Genomic DNA, 18,782 nt, shown 5'->3' with positions numbered 1-18,782 from the left:
ACCGTGCTTAGCGCGTGTAATACGGTTGCCTTGCTCGCCTTTCAACCTCGCAAGGAGATGTATGACCGAACCAACGTTGCTCCATCCTTCTTTATTACCGCTGGACGGCGGAATCAACTTCCGCGATTTAGGCGGTAACCGCGCTGCTGATGGGCGGCTTATCCGACACGGTAAACTTTTTCGCTCCGGCTCGCTGGATCTGCTGAGTCAGGCTGACTGTGAACACCTTGCGGGCGTGCCGATTTCCCACGTGGTGGACTATCGGGATGCTGATGAAATTGCGCAGAAGCCCGATGTCTTGTGGACGGGGGCTAATTATCACGCCCATCCGGCCAATCCATTACGTCATGAAGTGACGGCTAATCTGGATTCATTGGGATCCGATGTGCTGGCAGCCTTTGATTCCCGCGCATTCATGTTGGAGCTTTACCGCCGTCTGCCTTTCAATAATTCCGCCTATAAGCAGCTGGTATCGCTGCTATTGCGGCCGGATGAGGGCGGGCTGGTACAGCACTGCGCCGTGGGCAAAGATCGCACGGGTATCGGTTCGGCGCTGGTGATGTTTGCGTTGGGGGCAGATGAACAGACGGTGATGGAAGATTACCTGCTCACCGAGACGACACTGACGCCCTTCCGCCAGCAGCTACTGACACATCTGTCGGCAACGCTGAATGAGAAAGCGCTGGGACAATTCTCTTATGTGCTGTCGGTGCAGGAAGAGTTCATCGTGACGGCGTTGCAGGCCATTTACGAACGGCATGGCTCAATCGATAGCTGGCTTGAGGCGGAATACGGTCTGGATAATCGTGCGCGGAATTATTTGCAGGATAAATATCTGGCGTAATTTACAATAGGACGTTTTTTAAGTCCGTTATTGTGTTCATAATTAGTCCTACTATCGGTTAATTCTATTCAGCTTACCCACGCCCGATGAATTTCATCAGGCGTTTTGCGTTTATTCAATCAGGGAGGAATATGTCTCATATCATAGGGATTGATTTAGGTACGACAAATAGTCTGGCTTCATTTTGGGACGGCGAGAAAGCCGTACTGATTCCCAATGCACACGGTGATTACCTCACCCCCTCAGTTATCGGCCTAGATGATAACGGCGACCTATTGGTGGGGCGTGTGGCTAAAGAGCGTTTGATTACTCACCCGCTTAAAACCGCAGCATTGTTCAAACGCTACATGGGGACGAAAAAGGCCTATTCGCTTGGTAATGTACAGACCTACCAGCCTGAGGAATTATCTTCTTTTCTGCTACGCGTGTTGAAAGCTGATGCTGAAGCATTTCTTGGTGCGCCCGTGACAGAAGCGGTCATCAGCGTGCCTGCTTACTTTAATGACAAACAACGCAAAGCAACGCAGATTGCAGGGCAGCTAGCTGGCCTTAAGGTTGAACGTTTGGTGAATGAGCCGACGGCCGCTGCGTTAAGTTACGGGTTGCACATCAATGCACCAGAAAGCCGTTTTTTAGTATTCGATCTGGGCGGTGGCACCTTCGATGTGTCGGTCCTGACGCTATTTGACGGCATTATGGAAGTGAACGCCACAGCAGGGCACAACACACTAGGGGGCGAAGATTTTGTCGATACGTTGGTAAAAGCGTTTCTGAATACGCATGCGCTGACGTCGCTCGACTTGTCAGAAATGAGTCGCCTGCGTCAGCATATCGAAGGGATGAAACGAGAATTAACGCTGCAACATGAGGCGTCGATAGCGCCAGAGTTCGGTGGCGTAGCGTATCCATGGCGCCTCACCCGCGATGATTTTGAATCACTTTGCACTCCTTTAATTGATGCGTTACGCCAGCCTATCGAACGGGCATTGAATGACGCGGCTATTACCCCGCGTGATTTGAATTGCGTCATTCTGGTCGGGGGTGCTAGCCGTATGCCCGTGGTGAGAAGCCTGGCTGCCAAACTATTTGGTCAGTACCCGATCGCGACGCTAAATCCTGATGAAATCGTGGCGTTGGGTGCTGCCGTGCAGGCTGGGCTCAAGGCGCGTAGCCAAGGGCTAGCGGAGGTCGTGCTGACTGACGTCTGCCCGTTTACCCTAGGGCTAGAAACGGCACGCCGCTTGCCGAATGGACATCTGGAGAGCGGTTATTATACGCCGATCATTGATCGTAATACGGTTGTCCCCGTGAGCCGGGAAAAGGTGTTCAGCACCTGTCATGAAGGGCAAACCAACATGCTGCTGCAAATCTATCAGGGGGAAAGTCGTCTGACGCGTAATAACGTCAAATTGGGTGAGCTGGAAATTGAGTTTCCGCCCACACCGGAAGATGAACCCATTGTGCGTGTGCGTTATACCTACGATATCAACGGCATTTTGGAAGTGCAGGCGACAGACCTCCATGAGGGCAACAGTAAATCAACGGTTATCCGCAATGATAGCTGTGATTTGTCGGACGCTGAGATACAGGCGCGCTTACAGCAGTTGGCAGAGATAAAAATACACCCGCGTGAGCGTATGGAGAGTCGATTGTTACTGGCACGCGGTGAGCGTTTATATGAGCAATTAATGGGCGAAGCGCGAGAACGTATTGCACATGAATTGCAAGCCTTTGAAGATGCATTGGAAACGCAGGATTCCTTGCACATTCGCCGGGTAACAAAAGAAATACAGAGCGTATTTGATGAGATGGAGCCTCATTCGTTATGAAAACGTCATGTTGGGTATTTTTGGGGATTGATGAAACGGTCGACCAAATGGCTATTCGACGTGCGTATGCGCGTTTGTTGCGGCAGCATAATCCAGAAGATGATGCCGAAGCGTTTAAAGCGCTCCGCGCTGCGTACGAAGAAGCGCTCTTGCAGGCCCGCTATCTGGTGGCTAAAGGGGATGCCGAGCAGCAGGAAAACCCTGCGCCAGAGACGGCAGCAGAGGCTGAGAACATTAGCAATCCTGCGGCTAACACGGCGAACGATGACATTGCTTTAATGCAGGATACGATGCAGCAAATTGAAGCGATAAAGCAGCGTGTGGCGGCAATCTATGCGGATTTTCAGTGTCGTATCGACGATGAGGTGTGGCGTGACGTGCTATCAACATCGGTACTCGATCGTCTTGAAATCAAACAGCCTGTTTCACTGTGGCTGTTTGGCTTTTTAGGCCACTGTGCTTTCTTACCCGATACGGTGAAGCAGCACTTACTGGAAACCTTCGACTGGGAACATAACTCGTTACTGCTAAAGCGACATTATTCATCACAGCAGGTGGAGAATGTGTTGGAATGGCTGAATGATGAGGATGTCTGGCATATCCCAGTGCGTGGATTGAGGTTGCCTTCCGGCTTGACTGGAGAGGACGTCGACCGTTATTTCCACGATAGGGAACAGTTGGTTCGCATCGTTTATCAGCGTGATCGCGCGGCATTTGATCGACAACTAGCGCAGGTGTTAGCGCGAGAGATCTGCGATCCAGAGCTGCTCTGTTGGGCTATCGCCCACTACCATCGCCTTGGTGATTTTTCCCCTGCTCGTGAATGCTGTCGTCAGTTAATTGCGATGGTGCCGGAGCAAATAGACGGTTACCTGCGATTAGCGCAAATCGAGCTGGATGACCGACAGTATCTACGCGCCGCCGATGCGTTTAATCAGGTGCTGGAGATGCAAAGCGACCATGCCGTGGCGTTGAAGGGATTGGCTGGCTGTTTTCTGGCTCAAGGTCTGCTCTTTGAAGCTCGGGAACTGTATCGCTATCTTTGCATGCTGGTGCCGTATGACGTAGAAGCGCAGATTCAGGTGCTTAAAATCAATGCGCAGACCATTGCTGGTGGTTTCGCGACGATTAAACCGAAGCGTTACAGCATGGAATACTGTGAAGAAGTCGCAGAATGCTACCTGCAAAATGGTGCTTATACACTGAGTATTAATTTTATCCGCCATCTGATGGCTCGAGCAGAATACAACGCTACGTCACCCTGGCGCTTTATTAGGGGGAGTATTTTTGAGGTCATCTACCGCTCACTTTTCGTCAAGCATGGTGATTTCAGCCAGCGTCATCTTTCCTCGACGCTCTATATGACGCTTGGCGATGCCTATTATCGGTTGAAGCAGTATGAGGACGCACGGCAGGCTTATACATGGGCGATGGAAGAGGCGCAGCGGCAAGGAGAAAATGGCTACGATGCGAGGATTCGCTTAGCGGAAACCTTGTACGAAATAGACAAGTACAAGGACATGATCCCGCTATTAGAAAACGCGCTGAGCTATCATCAGGACAATTCCACCGTCTGGTTTATGCTCTCGGAGGCTTTCCGTTTTACTGATGAGCCTGATAAGGCATTAGAGTGCATAAATAAGGCTATCGCGCTGGATGCATCACACTGGGTCTATTTTTCCGCCCGCTCGATCCTTTTACTTTATACCTTTGAACGCTATCAGGAAGCCCTATCCGATCTGGATTTTGTTGTGCGCTGTAAGCCATCTCGTGGCTGGATATGGTATCGCCGGGGGACCTGTCTGAGTCGGTTAGCGCGTCACCGAGAAGCGATAGACTGTTTTGAAGAAGCGATTGACTGGAACATCAAAAACGCGGGCGCGGCGCTGGGATTGTTGAAATCTGCCTGCGAATTAGGCCTGTATGACAAGGCTCAGCGTGCTTTGAGGCTATATCAGGAATACGGCGGCGATATGGATGAGATCGGCGAGTGGTTGATGAAGCTGGAGCAGATAGCGCCGGGGCAGCAGGGAGTAGATAACGCATGACCGTAGAAAATCAGGAAAATACACAGCCTTTATCCCACACTCAGCTATGGGGGCTGGGGCTGTCAGCCATTTTAACGGAAATGAATCGCGATCGGCATGATGTGCTGGATGGCGGTGGTGATAAACAGGAAGCACTGGATACGATCCGCCATATTCTGAAACGGGATTGGGGCATTGAAACTCGCGAAGCGCTGCTGCGCCAGATCCATCGCCTGCTCAATGGTCACGGACATGGGCCCGGTTACCGACGTCTACAGCATCTTTTGTCTGCGATGTCTGAAGCAGAGATGGAGGCGTATATCCAGCGCCATCAACATGATAAAGAACATCACAGTGAATTACTGATCGTGAGGCTCAATCGGTTTGCGTTGGATCGTACCGGGATTGATGCCTGGGACGAAGGGCGTAGCGTAAACCTGTGCCGCTGGGGGATGGCGGTGGGTATGGTGGGCGAAAAGGAAGGTTGGGATATGATCATGTCTATGGCGCGGGATGCGCAACAGAAATATGACAGTTGGTATCATTTTGCCATTAGCTACGTGGTTGGGCGGCAATATTGGCGCTCGCTGGCGACGGAAGATTTTGTTAACGATCAGATGGATATTCTGCGTCGTTTAACCGGTAATCCTGAAAGCCCGTGGAACACGCTGGACTGGCATTTACCGTTAGATGGCGTCACGACGCTTATCTTTTAACCCATGTAAAGGAAGCCTCTCTGTTGAGAGGCTTCGTGAGTGAGTTAGTTTGGCGTATTAACGTGTTGTCGCAATTAACCCGTATTACGCATGCCTGCCGCGACACCGGCGATCGTCACCATCAGCGCCAGTTCCAGGTCGGCATCTGGCTGTTCTTGCTGACGTGAACGATGTAGCAACTCAGCCTGCAACACGTTCAGGGGATCGGTATAGACGTTACGCAGTGCGATCGACTCGGCGATCCACGGCAGATCCGCCATCAGGTGATCGTCGTTGGAGATCGCCAGCACGACGTTAATATCGGCGGCTAACTGATCGCGCAGCTGTTTCCCTAACGGCCACAGTTTCTCTTCTACCAGACGCTGATCGTAATACTCCGCCAGCCACAGGTCGGCTTTGGCGAACACCATCTCCAGCATGCCGATACGCGTCGAGAAGAACGGCCAGTCGCGGCACATAGCTTCCAACTGTTCCTGCTTACCGTCATCCACCACTTTCTGCAATGCGGCACCTGCGCCTAGCCAGGCTGGCAGCATCAGGCGGTTCTGCGTCCAGGCGAAAATCCACGGGATAGCGCGCAGGCTTTCCACGCCGCCGTTCGGACGACGCTTGGCCGGACGTGACCCCAGCGGCAGTTTGCCCAGCTCCAATTCCGGCGTTGCGGCGCGGAAGTAAGGGACGAAATCTGGGTTCTCACGCACGTAGCCACGGTACATATCGCAGGATACGCGAGAAAGATCGTCCATCACCTCGTGCCATTCCTGTTTTGGTTCCGGCGGCGGCAGCAGGTTCGCTTCCAGAATCGCACCGGTATACAGCGCCAGGCTGCTGATGGTGACTTCCGGCAGACCGTATTTAAAGCGGATCATCTCGCCCTGTTCCGTCACGCGCAGGCCACCTTTCAGGCTACCCGGCGGTTGTGACAACAGCGCAGCATGAGCTGGTGCGCCACCGCGACCGATAGAACCACCGCGTCCGTGGAACAGCGTCAGTGCGATACCCGCTTTCTCACAGGTTTTGATCAGCGCGTCCTGTGCACGGTACTGCGCCCAAGAGGCAGCCATCACGCCCGCATCTTTCGCAGAGTCGGAATAGCCGATCATGACCATCTGCTTGCCCTGAATAAAGCCGCGATACCAGTCGATACTCAGCAACTGCGTCATGACATCATCGGCGTTGTTCAGGTCGTCTAAGGTTTCAAACAGCGGCGCGACGGGCAGAGCAAATGGGCAGCCCGCTTCTTTGAGCAGCAGTTGAACGGCCAGCACGTCGGAAGGTGTGCGCGCCATGGAAATAACGTAAGCGGCAATAGAACCCTGTGGCGCTTTGGCGATAACCCGACAGGTATCCAGTACTTCTTTGGTATCCGCACTCGGCTCCCAGTAGCGCGGCAGGAGTGGGCGCTTGGAGCTGAGTTCACGGATCAGGAAGGCCTGCTTATCGGATTCTGACCAGCTTTCGTAATCGCCCAGACCCAGATAGCGGGTAATCTCGGCCAGCGCTTCGGTGTGGCGGGTGCTTTCCTGACGCACATCGATGCGTACCAAAGGCACACCAAAGCAACGTACGCGACGCAGCGTATCCAGCAGGCGACCATCGGCGATGATGCCCATGCCGCAAGTTTTCAGCGATTGGTAGCAGGCGTGGAGCGGTTCCCACAGCTGTTCGTTGGTAATCAGCAGATCTTTCGGTGGCAAACGCTCTTCGCCTGTCAGGCGCGCTTCCAGATAGCTCAGCGTACTGCTCAACTGCGAACGCAGTGACTTCATGATGGCGCGGTACGGTTCTTGTACCTCGCTGCCACCGGCCAGCTCCAGCAGCTCTGGCGTGCATTCGGACATCGACAGCTCGGAAACCAGCACCTGAATATCACGCAGGAACAGATCGGCGGCTTTCCAGCGGCTGAGTAACAGCACGTGGCGAGTAACTTCCGCCGTGACGTTCGGGTTACCGTCGCGGTCGCCGCCCATCCAGGACGTAAAGCGCACCGGAATCGCATCAACGGGCAGACGGTAGCCGAAAGCCTGTTCCAACTGCTCATCCAGCTCGCGTAAAAATGCAGGCACGCCTTCCCACAGGCTGTTTTCCACCACGGCGAAGCCCCATTTGGCTTCATCTACCGGGGTAGGACGAATTTTACGGATTTCATCGGTGTGCCAGGACTGCGCAATCAGCTGGCGCAGGCGGCGCATGATCTGATTGCGCTCATAATCAGCCAGATCGTTGTGGTCGAGCTGCTTGAGGCAGGTATTCACTTCTACCAGCTTGTGGATCAGCGTCCGGCGGGTAATTTCGGTCGGGTGTGCAGTCAGCACCAGCTCGATCGACAAGGATTCTACCGCGTCACGGATATCGCGTTCGGTCAGATCTTTGCTTTCTTTCAGGCGCTCAAACGCGTGGGAAAGCTGTGCCGGGTTACTCGCGGCTTCACCGTGCGGTGAAATCGTATGATATTGCTCAGCGGTATTGGTCAGGTTAAGGAACTGGCTGAATGCGCGGGCAACGGGCAACAGTTCATCGTTAGACAGGTTTTGCAGCGTGGTCAGCAACTCCTGACGATGTTTTTCATTACCTGCGCGGGAAGACTTTGACAACTTGCGGATTGTTTCGACTTTATCAAGGATGTTTTCACCCAGCGCTTCCTTGATGGTATCGCCGAGAAGCTTGCCGAGCATACTGACGTTACTGCGCATTGCGGAATATTGTTCGTTCATAGTTACCCTGACCCATCCCTACCATTTTTGTAAGTTTATTTCACTTGACATATTTTGACGCACTGCCTCCATCTAGCCACGATAAGGCGGATTCGTCAATTGACGATTCTTTCTTCTCCTTATTCTTTGTACTTGCATTGAGGTGGGCTTGGCAATTTGTGAAATTTAATTACAGGGGCGCGGATATTAGGCTAACTAATATACTCGTCATACTTCAAGTTGCATGTGCGTTGGCTACGTTCAGTCACCCGAATCACTTACCTGAGTAAGTTCATCGGGATTCCTTCGCTTGCCGCCTTCCTGAAACTCGAATTATTTAGAGTATCGCGGAGGGGGATGGCGGGGCGCAACGGCCCCGCGAGTGCGGTTACGACTGTTTGGACGCTCTGACGACCAGAATATAAGTCAGCGTGAAAGAAAGCACGATGGCGATGGCCATGCCGGATACCGCGTAGCTAAAGTACGGGCCGATATAGGCTGGCAGGCTGAAAATACTCGACAAGATGTAGCCATACAGCCGGACACCGAAGTACGCGATAAAGGCCGAGGCGATGGAGCTGGCAATAGTGGCGGAGATAAACGCTTTTTTATACTTCGTCAGTACGCCGAACAGCGCCGGTTCGGTAATACCGAGCAGCGCGGAAACCCCAGCAGACAGCACGACGGATTTATCCTGACGGGTTTTGGCATGGAAGTAGATGGCAAACGTGGAACCCGCAATCGCCATATTAGCCATACACATCATTGGCATCAGCATATCAAAGCCCTGATTGCTGAAATTTTGCAGCGCAATGGGTGTCATCGCGTGATGCATGCCAGTCAGAATCGCGACAGGTCGAATCGCACCAACCACGAAACCAGCAAAGATAGACGACACATCGAACAGGCTCTGAATAAACAGTGCCAGCAGTTTACCGAGGTAGATCCCGAATGGCCCGATAACGGTGAGCGACACCAGTGCGGCGATAAACAGCGTCAGCGTTGGGGTAAACACGGTTTTCAGCACCGAAGGCATGATGCGGTCGACCCAACGATGGATATAGCTCAGTGCCAGCACGGAGAAAATCACTGGGATGACGCTGGCGGCATAGTTGAACACCGGAATGGGTAGCACACCGATGAAGTAAAAGGCGCTGACCGCATTAGGGCTATTGCTGGCTAGTGCCTTCGCCGCTTCTATCAACGATGGGTACATCAGGCAGGCTGCAACAGCCGCTGCCAGATATTCGCTTGTTTTAAAGATCCTGGCTGCGGAGATGGCGAGGAAGAAAGGTAAGAAATAGAACACACCGCTGGCGATCAGGTCGAGGACGATCACGGTATCGGTTTTGGCAGAGACCACTTTCAAGGCGATCAGCCCTGCCAGCAGCCCTTTGATCATCCCCGCACCCGCGATGGCAGGGACGATCGGACCAAATACGCCGGAAACCGTATCCATGAACAGCGAAACCAGCCCCTTCTTCTGCTTCTGCACGTCTGGCTGTGATGTCGCTGTAGGCGAAAGCGTTGTGGAGGAAAGTTGGGCGTTCAGCAGTTCGTAATACTCATTGACCTGCGGCCCGATAATAATCTGAAACTGTTCACTCTGGTGTTGCGCACCTAATATTCCGGGCAGGTTTTTGATCGCCTCGGTTTGCACTTTACTTTCATCAATTAAATCAAACCGAAGCCGCGTCATGCAGTGCCAGGCTTTATTTATATTATCGTTTCCGCCAACCAGTTTAATGATTGACTGAATAACCTCATCTTTTCCCATGGAATAAACCTCCAACATGACCTTATGTTATTTTTGGCCGAATTATTTCCACCGATAGTAAAAACTTAAAGAAGAAAAAACAAACCAATAAAACATGAAGTTCGTCACATGGTTAGTCTATAAGGGGCTGTTTGTTGCCATTATTCGATAATTGGTCTGGTTTTTTAATCAATTAGATGGCTTTTTCAAACCAAAATAAATCTTTTAAATAAGAGGTTTACAATAAAAGAAAAAATAAGTAGAAAACAAAAAAAGAAACTAATTTTAGACTGTGTTTTTGCCGGGTAGCGCTATTCCGGTAAATGCTCTGGAGGATATTTTTGTGTTGCCGACAATCATTACTGACATTGAATGTCTTGTTACCCGCCCCGACCGCCATAATTTAGTGACGGTGGTGGTTCACACGGATAAAGGCGTGACGGGTTATGGCTGTGCGACCTTCCAGCAGCGCCCGCTGGCCGTCAAAGCGATGGTGGATGAGTACCTCAAACCGCTGCTGCTAGGACGAGATGCTAACCACATTGAAGATCTGTGGCACATGATGATGGTCAACGCTTATTGGCGTAATGGGCCGGTTATCAACAATGCGGTGGCGGGCGTCGATATGGCGCTGTGGGATATCAAAGGCAAGCTGGCGGATATGCCGCTTTATCACCTGTTTGGTGGGAAATCTCGCGATGCCATTGCCGCTTACAGCCATGCTGCCAGCGATACGCTGGACGGGCTGTATCAGGAAGTGGATCGGCTGTATGCGCAGGGCTATCGTCATATCCGCTGCCAGCTAGGATTCTATGGCGGTAATCCCGATGCGCTGCACAGCACGCGGCAGCCAACGGAGGGAGCCTATTACGATCAGGATCAGTACATGGCCAACACGCTCGCCATGTTCCGTGCGCTGCGTGAGAAATACGGCGATCGTTTCCACATCCTGCATGATGTCCATGAGCGTCTGTTCCCGAATCAGGCCGTGCAGTTTGCCAAAGCGGTAGAAGTTTATCGTCCCTATTTCATCGAAGACATTTTGCCGCCTGCGCAAAATGAGTGGCTGGCGCAGATCCGCAGCCAGAGCGCGGTGCCGCTGGCGACCGGGGAGCTGTTTAATAACCCCGCCGAGTGGCAGAATCTGGTGATTAATCGTCAGGTTGATTTCATCCGCTGCCATGTCTCACAGATTGGCGGGATTACGCCAGCGCTGAAACTGGGCGCGTTCTGTCAGAATTTTGGCGTTCGTCTCGCGTGGCATTGCCCGCCGGATATGACGCCCATCGGTGCGGCGGTCAACGTTCACCTGAATATCCACCTGCATAATGCCGCGATTCAGGAATTTGTCGCTTACCCGGAAAATACCCGCAAGGTCTTCCCGCAGGCGGTGGAACCGGAGAAGGGCTATCTGTATCCGATTGAGCGCCCCGGTATTGGGGTGGGTATCGATCTGGATGCGGCGCGGCAGTTCCCCGTTGTCTATCGCCCGCACGAATGGACGCAGAGCCGCCTGCCGGATGGCACGATGCATACGCCCTGAGTGAATTATTACGGCGACTGGCGGAAATTCAGGTTATCGCGGTTGAAGGGGATGACGTAGGTGCAGGCGTAGTTGATATCGATGATATCGCTCGATTCGTACACGCGACCGCCCTGTAAAATGCCGCGATTAAGAATATGCATCGCCGCCGTGCCTTTCTTGCAGCCCAGTAGCTCAGCCTGTGCTTTAGTGACGTTAACCGCCTGATAATGTGTCAGGTAGTGTGAAATCGCGTAGCCTTTGCTGAGCACATACTGCTGAATCGAGCTTTCAATAATCTTCTGGCTCATGTCGGGGAAATCCGCAGCGGGCATCTTCGATATCTCGATCTGTACCTTACGGTTATCGACATAACGTAATCGGCTGAATTCCCAGATGAACGTATTTTCGCCGATCGCAAAAACCTGCTGCTCTTCCCGCGTCGGCAGCCGCTTATGCAGGCTAAGCAGACGGAATGAAATCTGAGTGAATTTCTTTTCGGTAATCGAATTATAAACCAGTGGGTTACTGCGAACGCCCTGATTAATGAAGTTACCCGAGCCTTGTACCATATGGATCGCACCGATGCTGGCAAGCTTTTCCAGCGCCTGACGGAGGGTAAAGCGTGACACGCCGTATTCTTCCGCCAGTTGGCGTTCCGGCGGCAGCTTTTCCGGCAGCGGATCGGTGTGCTGATAGATTTTGCTCAGTAGATCCTGTGCGATGAAATCTTTCTTTTTCATTCTCTGTCTCAAAATGACCCTGCCAGCATGGCTGGCAAGGCCGCTTTCGTCGGATCAGTGGTGGCAGAAGTGATGAATCACCTGCGAAATCAGTTCCCGTGTCGGTTTGATAAACGCGGTATCGATATATTCATCCGGCTGGTGCGCCTGTTCGATTGATCCTGGCCCCAGAACCAGCGTCGGGCACAGCGTCTGAATAAACGGTGCTTCGGTACAGTAGTTCACGATTTCCGTTTTCGTCCCCAGCAGCTTCTCCACGACGGACACCAGACGGTGGTCTGGTGGGCATTCATAGCCAGGAATCGGCGGATGCAGTTCACTGATGGTTAACCTACCCGGCCAGCGCTGGCTGACAGGCTCAAGCGCTTCTGACAGCAGTCCGTCCAGATCGTTGAGCGTAATGCCCGGCAGCGGACGGATATCCATATGCAGTTCACAGCAGCCACAGATGCGGTTAGCGGCATCGCCGCCGTGAATGTGCCCGAGGTTCATGGTCGGGTGAGGAATGTGGAAAATCGGGTTGTGATAGCGCTCCTGTAGCGTGTTACGCAATACCAGCAGATGAGAAATGGCTTCGTGCATCAGCTCAATCGCGTTCACGCCGCGCGACGGATCGCTGGAGTGGCCAGACTGCCCCTGAATGCGGATCGCGTTGGACATATGGCCCTTGTGGGCACGCACTGGTTGCAGCGACGTCGGTTCGCCGATGATGGCGCAGTCTGGGCGAATCTGCGTGGATTCGGAGAAATACTTGGCGCCGGCCATCGTCGTCTCTTCATCTGCCGTTGCCAGCACGTAGAGCGGTTTCGTCAGTTTGGTCGGATCGATATCGCGCAACGCATCCAGAATAAAGGCAAAGAAGCCTTTCATATCCGCCGTACCCAGGCCGTACAGCTTGTTGTCATGTTCGGTCAGCGTGAACGGGTCGCGCGTCCAGCGACCGTCGTCGAACGGGACGGTGTCGGTGTGGCCTGCCAACAATAAGCCACCTTTTCCTTCACCAATCCGCGCCAGCATATTAAATTTATTGAGGGTGCCGGGAACCGGTTGGACTTCCACATGGAAGCCGAGATCGCCGAACCAGCCTGCCAGCAGGTTGATTAAGGTATGATTACTTTGATCGAGCGCGCTGTCGGTGGCACTGATGGACGGTGTGGCGATCAATGCCCGATATAGCTCAATAAAAGGGGGTAAATTCATCTTCACTGTTGACAGCCTCTGGTTAGGATAGTATCAATATTCATGCATTTATTTTGAATAAAAATACAATAATGCTCGGCGAAAGGAAACCCAAAGGTACGGCGATGATGATTCGTCACTTTCACTGAGTTTCGCGGGTGAACAGCGTGCCGACGCTGGTGAGCCCGGTTACCTGTTCCATAGATAAGTAAGAAGGTATACGGATCCCATGCTGAATACGCTGATTGTTGGTGCAAGTGGTTATACCGGCGCTGAGCTTGCGCTCTACCTGAACCGTCACCCACAGATGAACATAACCGCTTTGATGGTTTCTGCGCAAAGTGTCGATGCAGGAAAATTGATTTCTGATTTACATCCGCAGCTCAAAGGCATCATCGATGTTCCGGTAAAACCGCTGACCGATGCAGAAGAAGCGGCGAAAGGCGTGGATGTCGTTTTTCTGGCGACCGACCACAAAGTCAGCCACGATCTGGCCCCTGTTTTTCTGGCGGCAGGCTGCACCGTTTTTGATTTGTCCGGCGCGTTCCGCGTACAGGATGCTGAATTTTATCGTCGCTACTATGGCTTTGAGCATCAGCACCCTGACTGGCTGGCAAAAGCGGTTTACGGGCTGGCGGAATGGCGCGCTGAAAGCGTAAAACACGCACAGCTGGTTGCCGTTCCGGGCTGTTATCCAACGGCCGCGCAGCTGGCGCTGAAGCCGCTGCTGGATGCACAACTGCTGAACCCGGCTCAGTGGCCGGTGATTAATGCCGTGAGCGGCGTGAGCGGGGCAGGGCGTAAAGCGTCGCTGACCAGCAGCTTCTGTGAAGTCAGCCTGCAACCGTACGGCATTTTCAACCACCGCCATGAACCTGAAATTTCAACGCACCTCGGTACGCCAGTGATCTTCACACCGCATTTGGGCAACTTCGCTCGCGGTATTCTGGAAACTATCACCTGTCGCCTGCAACCGGGCGTAACCCAGCAGGATATCGCTGAGGCTTATCACAACGCTTATCACGATAAGCCGCTGGTTCGCCTGTACGATAAGGGCGTTCCGGCGCTGAAATCCGTTGTCGGCCTGCCGTTCTGCGATATCGGTTTCTCTGTTGATGGTGAGCACCTGATCGTGGTGGCAACCGAAGATAACCTGCTGAAAGGCGCGGCGGCACAGGCTGTGCAATGCATGAACATTCGTTTTGGTTTCCCTGAAACCCAATCGTTAATTTAATCACTACTGGTCCCGACATTTCGAGGCGCGAAGCATAATGAATCCGTTAATTATCAAATTAGGTGGCGTTTTACTGGATAGCGAAGAAGCGCTGGAACGTCTGTTCACCGCGCTGGTGGCTTACCGTCAGGAACACCAGCGTCCGCTGGTGATTGTGCACGGCGGCGGCTGTCTGGTGGATGACCTGATGAAGAAACTGTCGCTGCCCGTCGTGAAGAAAAACGGCCTGCGCGTCACGCCTGCCGATCAGATCGATATCATCACCGGTGCGCTGGCGGGTTCCGCCAACAAGACGCTGCTGTCATGGGCGAAGAAGCATGACATCAACGCAGTCGGCTTGTGTCTGGGCGATGGCGGCAGCACGACGGTCACACAGTTAGATGAGTCTTTGGGCTTTGTGGGTAAGGCAGAAGCGGGATCGCCTGCGCTGCTGAACACGCTGTTGTCTGCGGGCTATCTGCCTGTTGTTAGCTCCATCGGTATTACGGCACAGGGCGACCTGATGAACGTCAACGCTGACCAAGCGGCGACGGCGCTGGCGCAAACGCTGGGCGCGGATTTAATCCTGCTGTCTGACGTGAGTGGCATTCTGGACGGTAAAGGCCAGCGTATTGCTGAAATGACGGCGGAGAAAGCCGAGCAGTTGATTGCTCAGGGCATCATCACCGACGGCATGATTGTTAAGGTCAACGCTGCGCTGGATGCCGCGCGTGCGCTGGGTCGTCCGGTTGATATCGCCAGCTGGCGTCACGCTGAGCAGCTACCTGCGCTGTTCAATGGCGTGGCGATTGGCACACGTATTCTGGCGTAAGTCGTTTCTGGGTATGGCATGATGCGATACCAACGTGAATTATATTTTTGGGAGTAAGGGTTATGGCTTTGTGGGGCGGTCGGTTTAGTCAGGCAGCAGATCAGCGTTTTAAACAATTTAATGACTCACTGCGGTTTGATTACCGTCTGGCGGAACAGGACATCGTTGGCTCGATCGGCTGGTCGAAAGCACTGGTGACGGTCAATGTGCTCAGCGAGCAGGAACAGCAACAGCTGGAACAGGCTCTGAATGCGCTGCTGGTTGAGGTACAGGCTGACCCTGAGATGATCCTGCAAAGCGATGCAGAAGACATTCACAGCTGGGTTGAACTGCGTCTGATTGAGAAAGTTGGCGATTTAGGTAAAAAGCTGCATACCGGTCGTAGCCGTAACGATCAGGTCGCGACGGATCTGAAACTGTGGTGCAAGGCGCAGATTGCTGAACTGCTGCTGTCGGTACGCCAGCTGCGTCAGGCGCTGGTCACGACGGCGGAAGCCAATCAGGATGCGGTGATGCCGGGTTATACCCACTTGCAGCGCGCACAGCCGGTGACGTTTGCCCACTGGTGTCTGGCCTACCATGAAATGCTGGCGCGTGATGAAAGCCGTCTGGAAGATACGCTGAAGCGTCTGGATGTCAGCCCATTGGGCTGCGGTGCGCTGGCGGGAACGGCTTACCCGATCGACCGTGAGAAACTGGCGGGCTGGCTGGGATTTGCCTCGGCCACGCGTAACAGTCTGGACACAGTTTCGGATCGCGATCATGTACTGGAACTGCTGTCTGATGCTTCGATCGGTATGATCCACCTGTCTCGTTTTGCCGAAGATCTGATCTTCTTCAACAGCGGTGAAGCGGCGTTCGTTGAGCTGTCTGACCGTGTGACATCCGGCTCTTCCCTGATGCCACAGAAGAAAAACCCGGATGCACTGGAGCTGATTCGCGGTAAATGTGGTCGAGTACAGGGCGCGTTAACCGGCATGATGATGACGCTTAAAGGCCTGCCGTTGGCGTATAACAAAGACATGCAGGAAGACAAAGAAGGGCTGTTTGACGCGCTGGATACCTGGCATGACTGCCTGATGATGGCGGGTCTGGTGCTGGAAGGCATTCAGGTGAAGCGTCCGCGCTGTAAAGAAGCGGCCGAGCAAGGCTACGCGAACTCTACAGAGCTGGCGGATTATCTGGTCGCGAAAGGCGTTCCGTTCCGTGAAGCGCACCATATCGTGGGCGAAGCGGTAGTTGAAGCCATTCGTCAGGGCAAAGCGCTGGAAGCGTTGCCGCTGGCCGATCTGCAAAAATTCAGCGCCGTGATTGGCGAGGATGTGTACCCGATTCTGGCGTTGCAATCCTGTCTGGATAAGCGTGCGGCACAAGGTGGTGTGTCACCGCAGCAGGTCGCTAAAGCGATTAGTGATGCGAAGCAGCGCTTAGCTTAAGAACCTATCCATTAGGCTATTTTATTTGCCATTTTGAACCTGGGCAGTGCTCGAAATCCTCACGTACTACGTGTACGTTCCGGTTTCTCCGCGCTGTCCGAGTCCAAACTGGCTGCACCAATAACGCCTACTGGAATAGGTTTAAGTTGTATCCCCCAGCGTGGTGTTTCGCGTTGGGGGAATTTCGGCGTTACTCATCTGATTATTCTGCAAATTATCATCTATCCATTCTCATATGGAATGCGGCTCGCATTTTTCTGCTCAGCGTCTTCCCCGCCGGAATTGTTTCTGGACATCCATACAGTATCATTTTACCTTGACCGACAGCGTGAAAGGCCTGCGGAGGCAAAGTGGATATCAGCATATTTTATGGTCTGGGCGGCAGTGCAGTGGGTCTGTTGGTCGGGTGGTTAATTGCCAGCCTGATTCATCAGCAGAAGCTGTCGCAGCATGACACCGAACAGCGGTTGCTGGCGCAGACATTGCAGCAGACTCAACAGTCGCTCAGCGAACAGCAGCAGGTAAAGCAGCAGGACGAACAGCGGCTGCGGCAAAACGAGCTGGAGCTGCGCACGGTTCACGCTCAGCTCTCTGCTAGCCATGAAAAGCTGCAACAGCTTACTGAACTCCGTGAAGAGTGCATGCAGTTAAATCAGGAACTGCGAACGCTGCGTGAAATCAACAGCGCGCAGGAAGCGGAGCTGCGGGAAGTTACCATTCGGCTGGAAGAAACCCGTATGGCGGCGGAAGAAAAGCAGCGGCTGCTGGCAAACAGCGAACAGCGGTTGACGACGCAGTTTGAGAATCTGGCGAACCGGATTTTTGAACACAGCGGTCGTAAGGTGGATGAACAAAATAAACAGAGTCTGGATAAGCTGCTGATGCCGCTGCGTGAGCAGCTTGATGGGTTCCGCCGTCAGGTGCAGGACAGCTTTGGTGCGGAAGCGCGTGAGCGTCACACGTTGGCGCATGAAATCCGCAATCTGCAACAGCTGAACGCGCAGATGGCACATGAAGCCATCAACCTGACGAAAGCCCTGAAGGGCGACAATAAGACGCAGGGTAACTGGGGGGAAGTGGTGTTAAGCCGCGTGCTCGAAGCCTCCGGCCTGCGTGAAGGCTACGAGTATCAAACACAGGTCAGCGTGCAAACAGGCACAAATAGCCGCCTGCAACCGGATGTCATTGTGCGTTTACCGCAGGGCAAAGATGTCGTGATCGATGCCAAAATGTCGCTGGTGGCCTACGAGCGCTATTTTAATAGTGACGATGATGCAGAGCGGAGTGTGGCGCTGAACGAACATTTGCTCTCGGTTCGCAGCCATATTCGGCAGTTGAGCAGTAAAGATTACCAGCAGCTTCCTGGGCTGCGTTCGCTGGACTACGTGCTGATGTTTATTCCCGTTGAACCTGCTTTTCTGGTCGCTATCGATCGCCAGCCCGAATTGATCAACGAGGCGTTAAAGCACAATATTATGCTGGTCAGCCCGACCACGCTGCTGGTGGCATTACGCACCATCAACAATTTATGGCGCTATGAACAACAGAGCCGCAACGCACAGCAGATCGCCGAGAAAGCCTCGCGGCTGTACGATAAACTGCGATTGTTTGTCGACGACATGGAAGCGCTGGGGCAGAGTTTGGATAAAGCGCAGGGCACTTATCGTCAGGCGATGAATAAACTTTCCTCTGGGCGTGGTAACCTTATTGGCCAGGCTGAGGGGTTCCGTGCGCTGGGTGTAGAAATCAAACGCACAATCAGCCCGTCATTAGCAGAAAAAGCAACGGCCCATGAGCACGCTGAACACGATGAATTACCGGATTCCGTAGCACCCGATGCTGTTTCACCAACCGTGAAAACGGAGGGTGAAGAAGGGGAAACCCCTTTCGCTACCCGTACCCAATCCTAAAGAATTCGAGTTGCGTGAAGCCAACGCACAAGCAGCTTGAAGTATGACTGATATAAATAGGTATGGATTTCGCGGGCTTGGC

General features: G+C 53.2%; 13 protein-coding genes. 9 read left to right on the top strand and 4 right to left on the bottom strand.

Going from position 1 to position 18,782, the window contains the following annotated elements:
- Positions 1-61: 61 nt before the first annotated feature.
- The 4 genes from DMB82_RS19405 to DMB82_RS19390 all read left to right on the top strand — a co-directional run bounded on the left by DMB82_RS19405 (position 62) and on the right by DMB82_RS19390 (position 5,416).
- Positions 62-844: a tyrosine-protein phosphatase gene (locus tag DMB82_RS19405; protein ID WP_116155321.1), complete on the top strand. Its 783-nt coding sequence runs from the start codon at positions 62-64 to the stop codon at positions 842-844.
- 131 nt (positions 845-975) lie between these two features.
- Positions 976-2,673: an Hsp70 family protein gene (locus DMB82_RS19400; RefSeq protein ID WP_102116987.1), complete on the top strand. Its 1,698-nt coding sequence runs from the start codon at positions 976-978 to the stop codon at positions 2,671-2,673.
- The gene (locus tag DMB82_RS19395) at positions 2,670-4,721 is read left to right on the top strand and encodes a J domain-containing protein (RefSeq protein ID WP_116162806.1); all 2,052 of its coding nucleotides are present in this window, start codon (positions 2,670-2,672) and stop codon (positions 4,719-4,721) included. Before DMB82_RS19400 ends, DMB82_RS19395 begins: the two co-directional genes overlap by 4 nt.
- Positions 4,718-5,416 (top strand): DUF1266 domain-containing protein, encoded by a 699-nt coding sequence (locus DMB82_RS19390; protein ID WP_102116985.1) that lies wholly within the window; start codon positions 4,718-4,720, stop codon positions 5,414-5,416. Before DMB82_RS19395 ends, DMB82_RS19390 begins: the two co-directional genes overlap by 4 nt.
- Before the next feature lie 74 nt (positions 5,417-5,490).
- On the opposite strand, the gene ppc is transcribed toward DMB82_RS19390, so the two are convergent.
- Together ppc and DMB82_RS19380 are read right to left on the bottom strand one after the other, a co-directional pair.
- Positions 5,491-8,130: a phosphoenolpyruvate carboxylase gene (gene ppc / locus DMB82_RS19385; protein ID WP_116162804.1), complete on the bottom strand. Its 2,640-nt coding sequence runs from the start codon at positions 8,128-8,130 to the stop codon at positions 5,491-5,493.
- A 367-nt stretch (positions 8,131-8,497) separates the two neighbouring features.
- Positions 8,498-9,886: a PTS transporter subunit EIIC gene (locus DMB82_RS19380; RefSeq protein WP_116162802.1), complete on the bottom strand. Its 1,389-nt coding sequence runs from the start codon at positions 9,884-9,886 to the stop codon at positions 8,498-8,500.
- Positions 9,887-10,208: 322 nt separating this feature from the next.
- Here DMB82_RS19380 and DMB82_RS19375 point away from each other — a divergent pair, with 322 nt between their 5' ends.
- Positions 10,209-11,408 carry a starvation-sensing protein RspA gene (locus tag DMB82_RS19375; RefSeq protein ID WP_116162865.1) on the top strand — a complete coding sequence of 400 codons (1,200 nt, stop codon included), beginning with the start codon at positions 10,209-10,211 and terminating at the stop codon, positions 11,406-11,408.
- Positions 11,409-11,416: 8 nt separating this feature from the next.
- On the opposite strand, the gene DMB82_RS19370 is transcribed toward DMB82_RS19375, so the two are convergent.
- Both DMB82_RS19370 and argE read right to left on the bottom strand, forming a co-directional pair.
- Entirely contained in the window at positions 11,417-12,130 is a 714-nt protein-coding gene (locus tag DMB82_RS19370) for a GntR family transcriptional regulator (protein WP_103183498.1), read from the bottom strand.
- Positions 12,131-12,184: 54 nt separating this feature from the next.
- Positions 12,185-13,336 carry an acetylornithine deacetylase gene (argE, locus tag DMB82_RS19365; RefSeq protein ID WP_130587448.1) on the bottom strand — a complete coding sequence of 384 codons (1,152 nt, stop codon included), beginning with the start codon at positions 13,334-13,336 and terminating at the stop codon, positions 12,185-12,187.
- Positions 13,337-13,538: 202 nt separating this feature from the next.
- On the opposite strand from argE, the gene argC reads away from it, so the two are divergent.
- The 4 genes from argC to rmuC all read left to right on the top strand — a co-directional run bounded on the left by argC (position 13,539) and on the right by rmuC (position 18,700).
- Positions 13,539-14,543 carry an N-acetyl-gamma-glutamyl-phosphate reductase gene (gene argC / locus DMB82_RS19360; protein ID WP_102116980.1) on the top strand — a complete coding sequence of 335 codons (1,005 nt, stop codon included), beginning with the start codon at positions 13,539-13,541 and terminating at the stop codon, positions 14,541-14,543.
- A gap of 37 nt (positions 14,544-14,580) precedes the next feature.
- Positions 14,581-15,354, top strand: a complete 774-nt coding sequence (gene argB, locus DMB82_RS19355) for an acetylglutamate kinase (protein WP_005973420.1) — start codon at positions 14,581-14,583, stop codon at positions 15,352-15,354.
- A gap of 62 nt (positions 15,355-15,416) precedes the next feature.
- The gene (gene argH / locus DMB82_RS19350) at positions 15,417-16,790 is read left to right on the top strand and encodes an argininosuccinate lyase (protein ID WP_116162800.1); all 1,374 of its coding nucleotides are present in this window, start codon (positions 15,417-15,419) and stop codon (positions 16,788-16,790) included.
- A 350-nt stretch (positions 16,791-17,140) separates the two neighbouring features.
- A complete protein-coding gene (rmuC, locus tag DMB82_RS19345; protein ID WP_102116978.1) occupies positions 17,141-18,700 on the top strand; it encodes a DNA recombination protein RmuC in 1,560 nt (519 codons plus the stop codon).
- Positions 18,701-18,782 lie beyond the last annotated feature (82 nt).

The organism is Pectobacterium aquaticum (assembly GCF_003382565.3).
In the GTDB taxonomy this organism is placed as follows: domain Bacteria; phylum Pseudomonadota; class Gammaproteobacteria; order Enterobacterales; family Enterobacteriaceae; genus Pectobacterium; species Pectobacterium aquaticum.
This window is presented reverse-complemented; position numbering and strand designations above follow the sequence as displayed.

Excerpts from the sequence above, each read along its gene's own strand:
- DMB82_RS19405 (WP_116155321.1), top strand. The coding sequence starts at position 62 with ATGACCGAACCAACGTTGCTCCATCCTTCTTTATTACCGCTGGACGGC.
- DMB82_RS19400 (WP_102116987.1), top strand. The coding sequence starts at position 976 with ATGTCTCATATCATAGGGATTGATTTAGGTACGACAAATAGTCTGGCT.
- DMB82_RS19395 (WP_116162806.1), top strand. The coding sequence starts at position 2,670 with ATGAAAACGTCATGTTGGGTATTTTTGGGGATTGATGAAACGGTCGAC.
- DMB82_RS19390 (WP_102116985.1), top strand. The coding sequence starts at position 4,718 with ATGACCGTAGAAAATCAGGAAAATACACAGCCTTTATCCCACACTCAG.
- ppc (WP_116162804.1), bottom strand. The coding sequence starts at position 8,130 with ATGAACGAACAATATTCCGCAATGCGCAGTAACGTCAGTATGCTCGGC.
- DMB82_RS19380 (WP_116162802.1), bottom strand. The coding sequence starts at position 9,886 with ATGGGAAAAGATGAGGTTATTCAGTCAATCATTAAACTGGTTGGCGGA.
- DMB82_RS19370 (WP_103183498.1), bottom strand. The coding sequence starts at position 12,130 with ATGAAAAAGAAAGATTTCATCGCACAGGATCTACTGAGCAAAATCTAT.
- argC (WP_102116980.1), top strand. The coding sequence starts at position 13,539 with ATGCTGAATACGCTGATTGTTGGTGCAAGTGGTTATACCGGCGCTGAG.
- argB (WP_005973420.1), top strand. The coding sequence starts at position 14,581 with ATGAATCCGTTAATTATCAAATTAGGTGGCGTTTTACTGGATAGCGAA.
- argH (WP_116162800.1), top strand. The coding sequence starts at position 15,417 with ATGGCTTTGTGGGGCGGTCGGTTTAGTCAGGCAGCAGATCAGCGTTTT.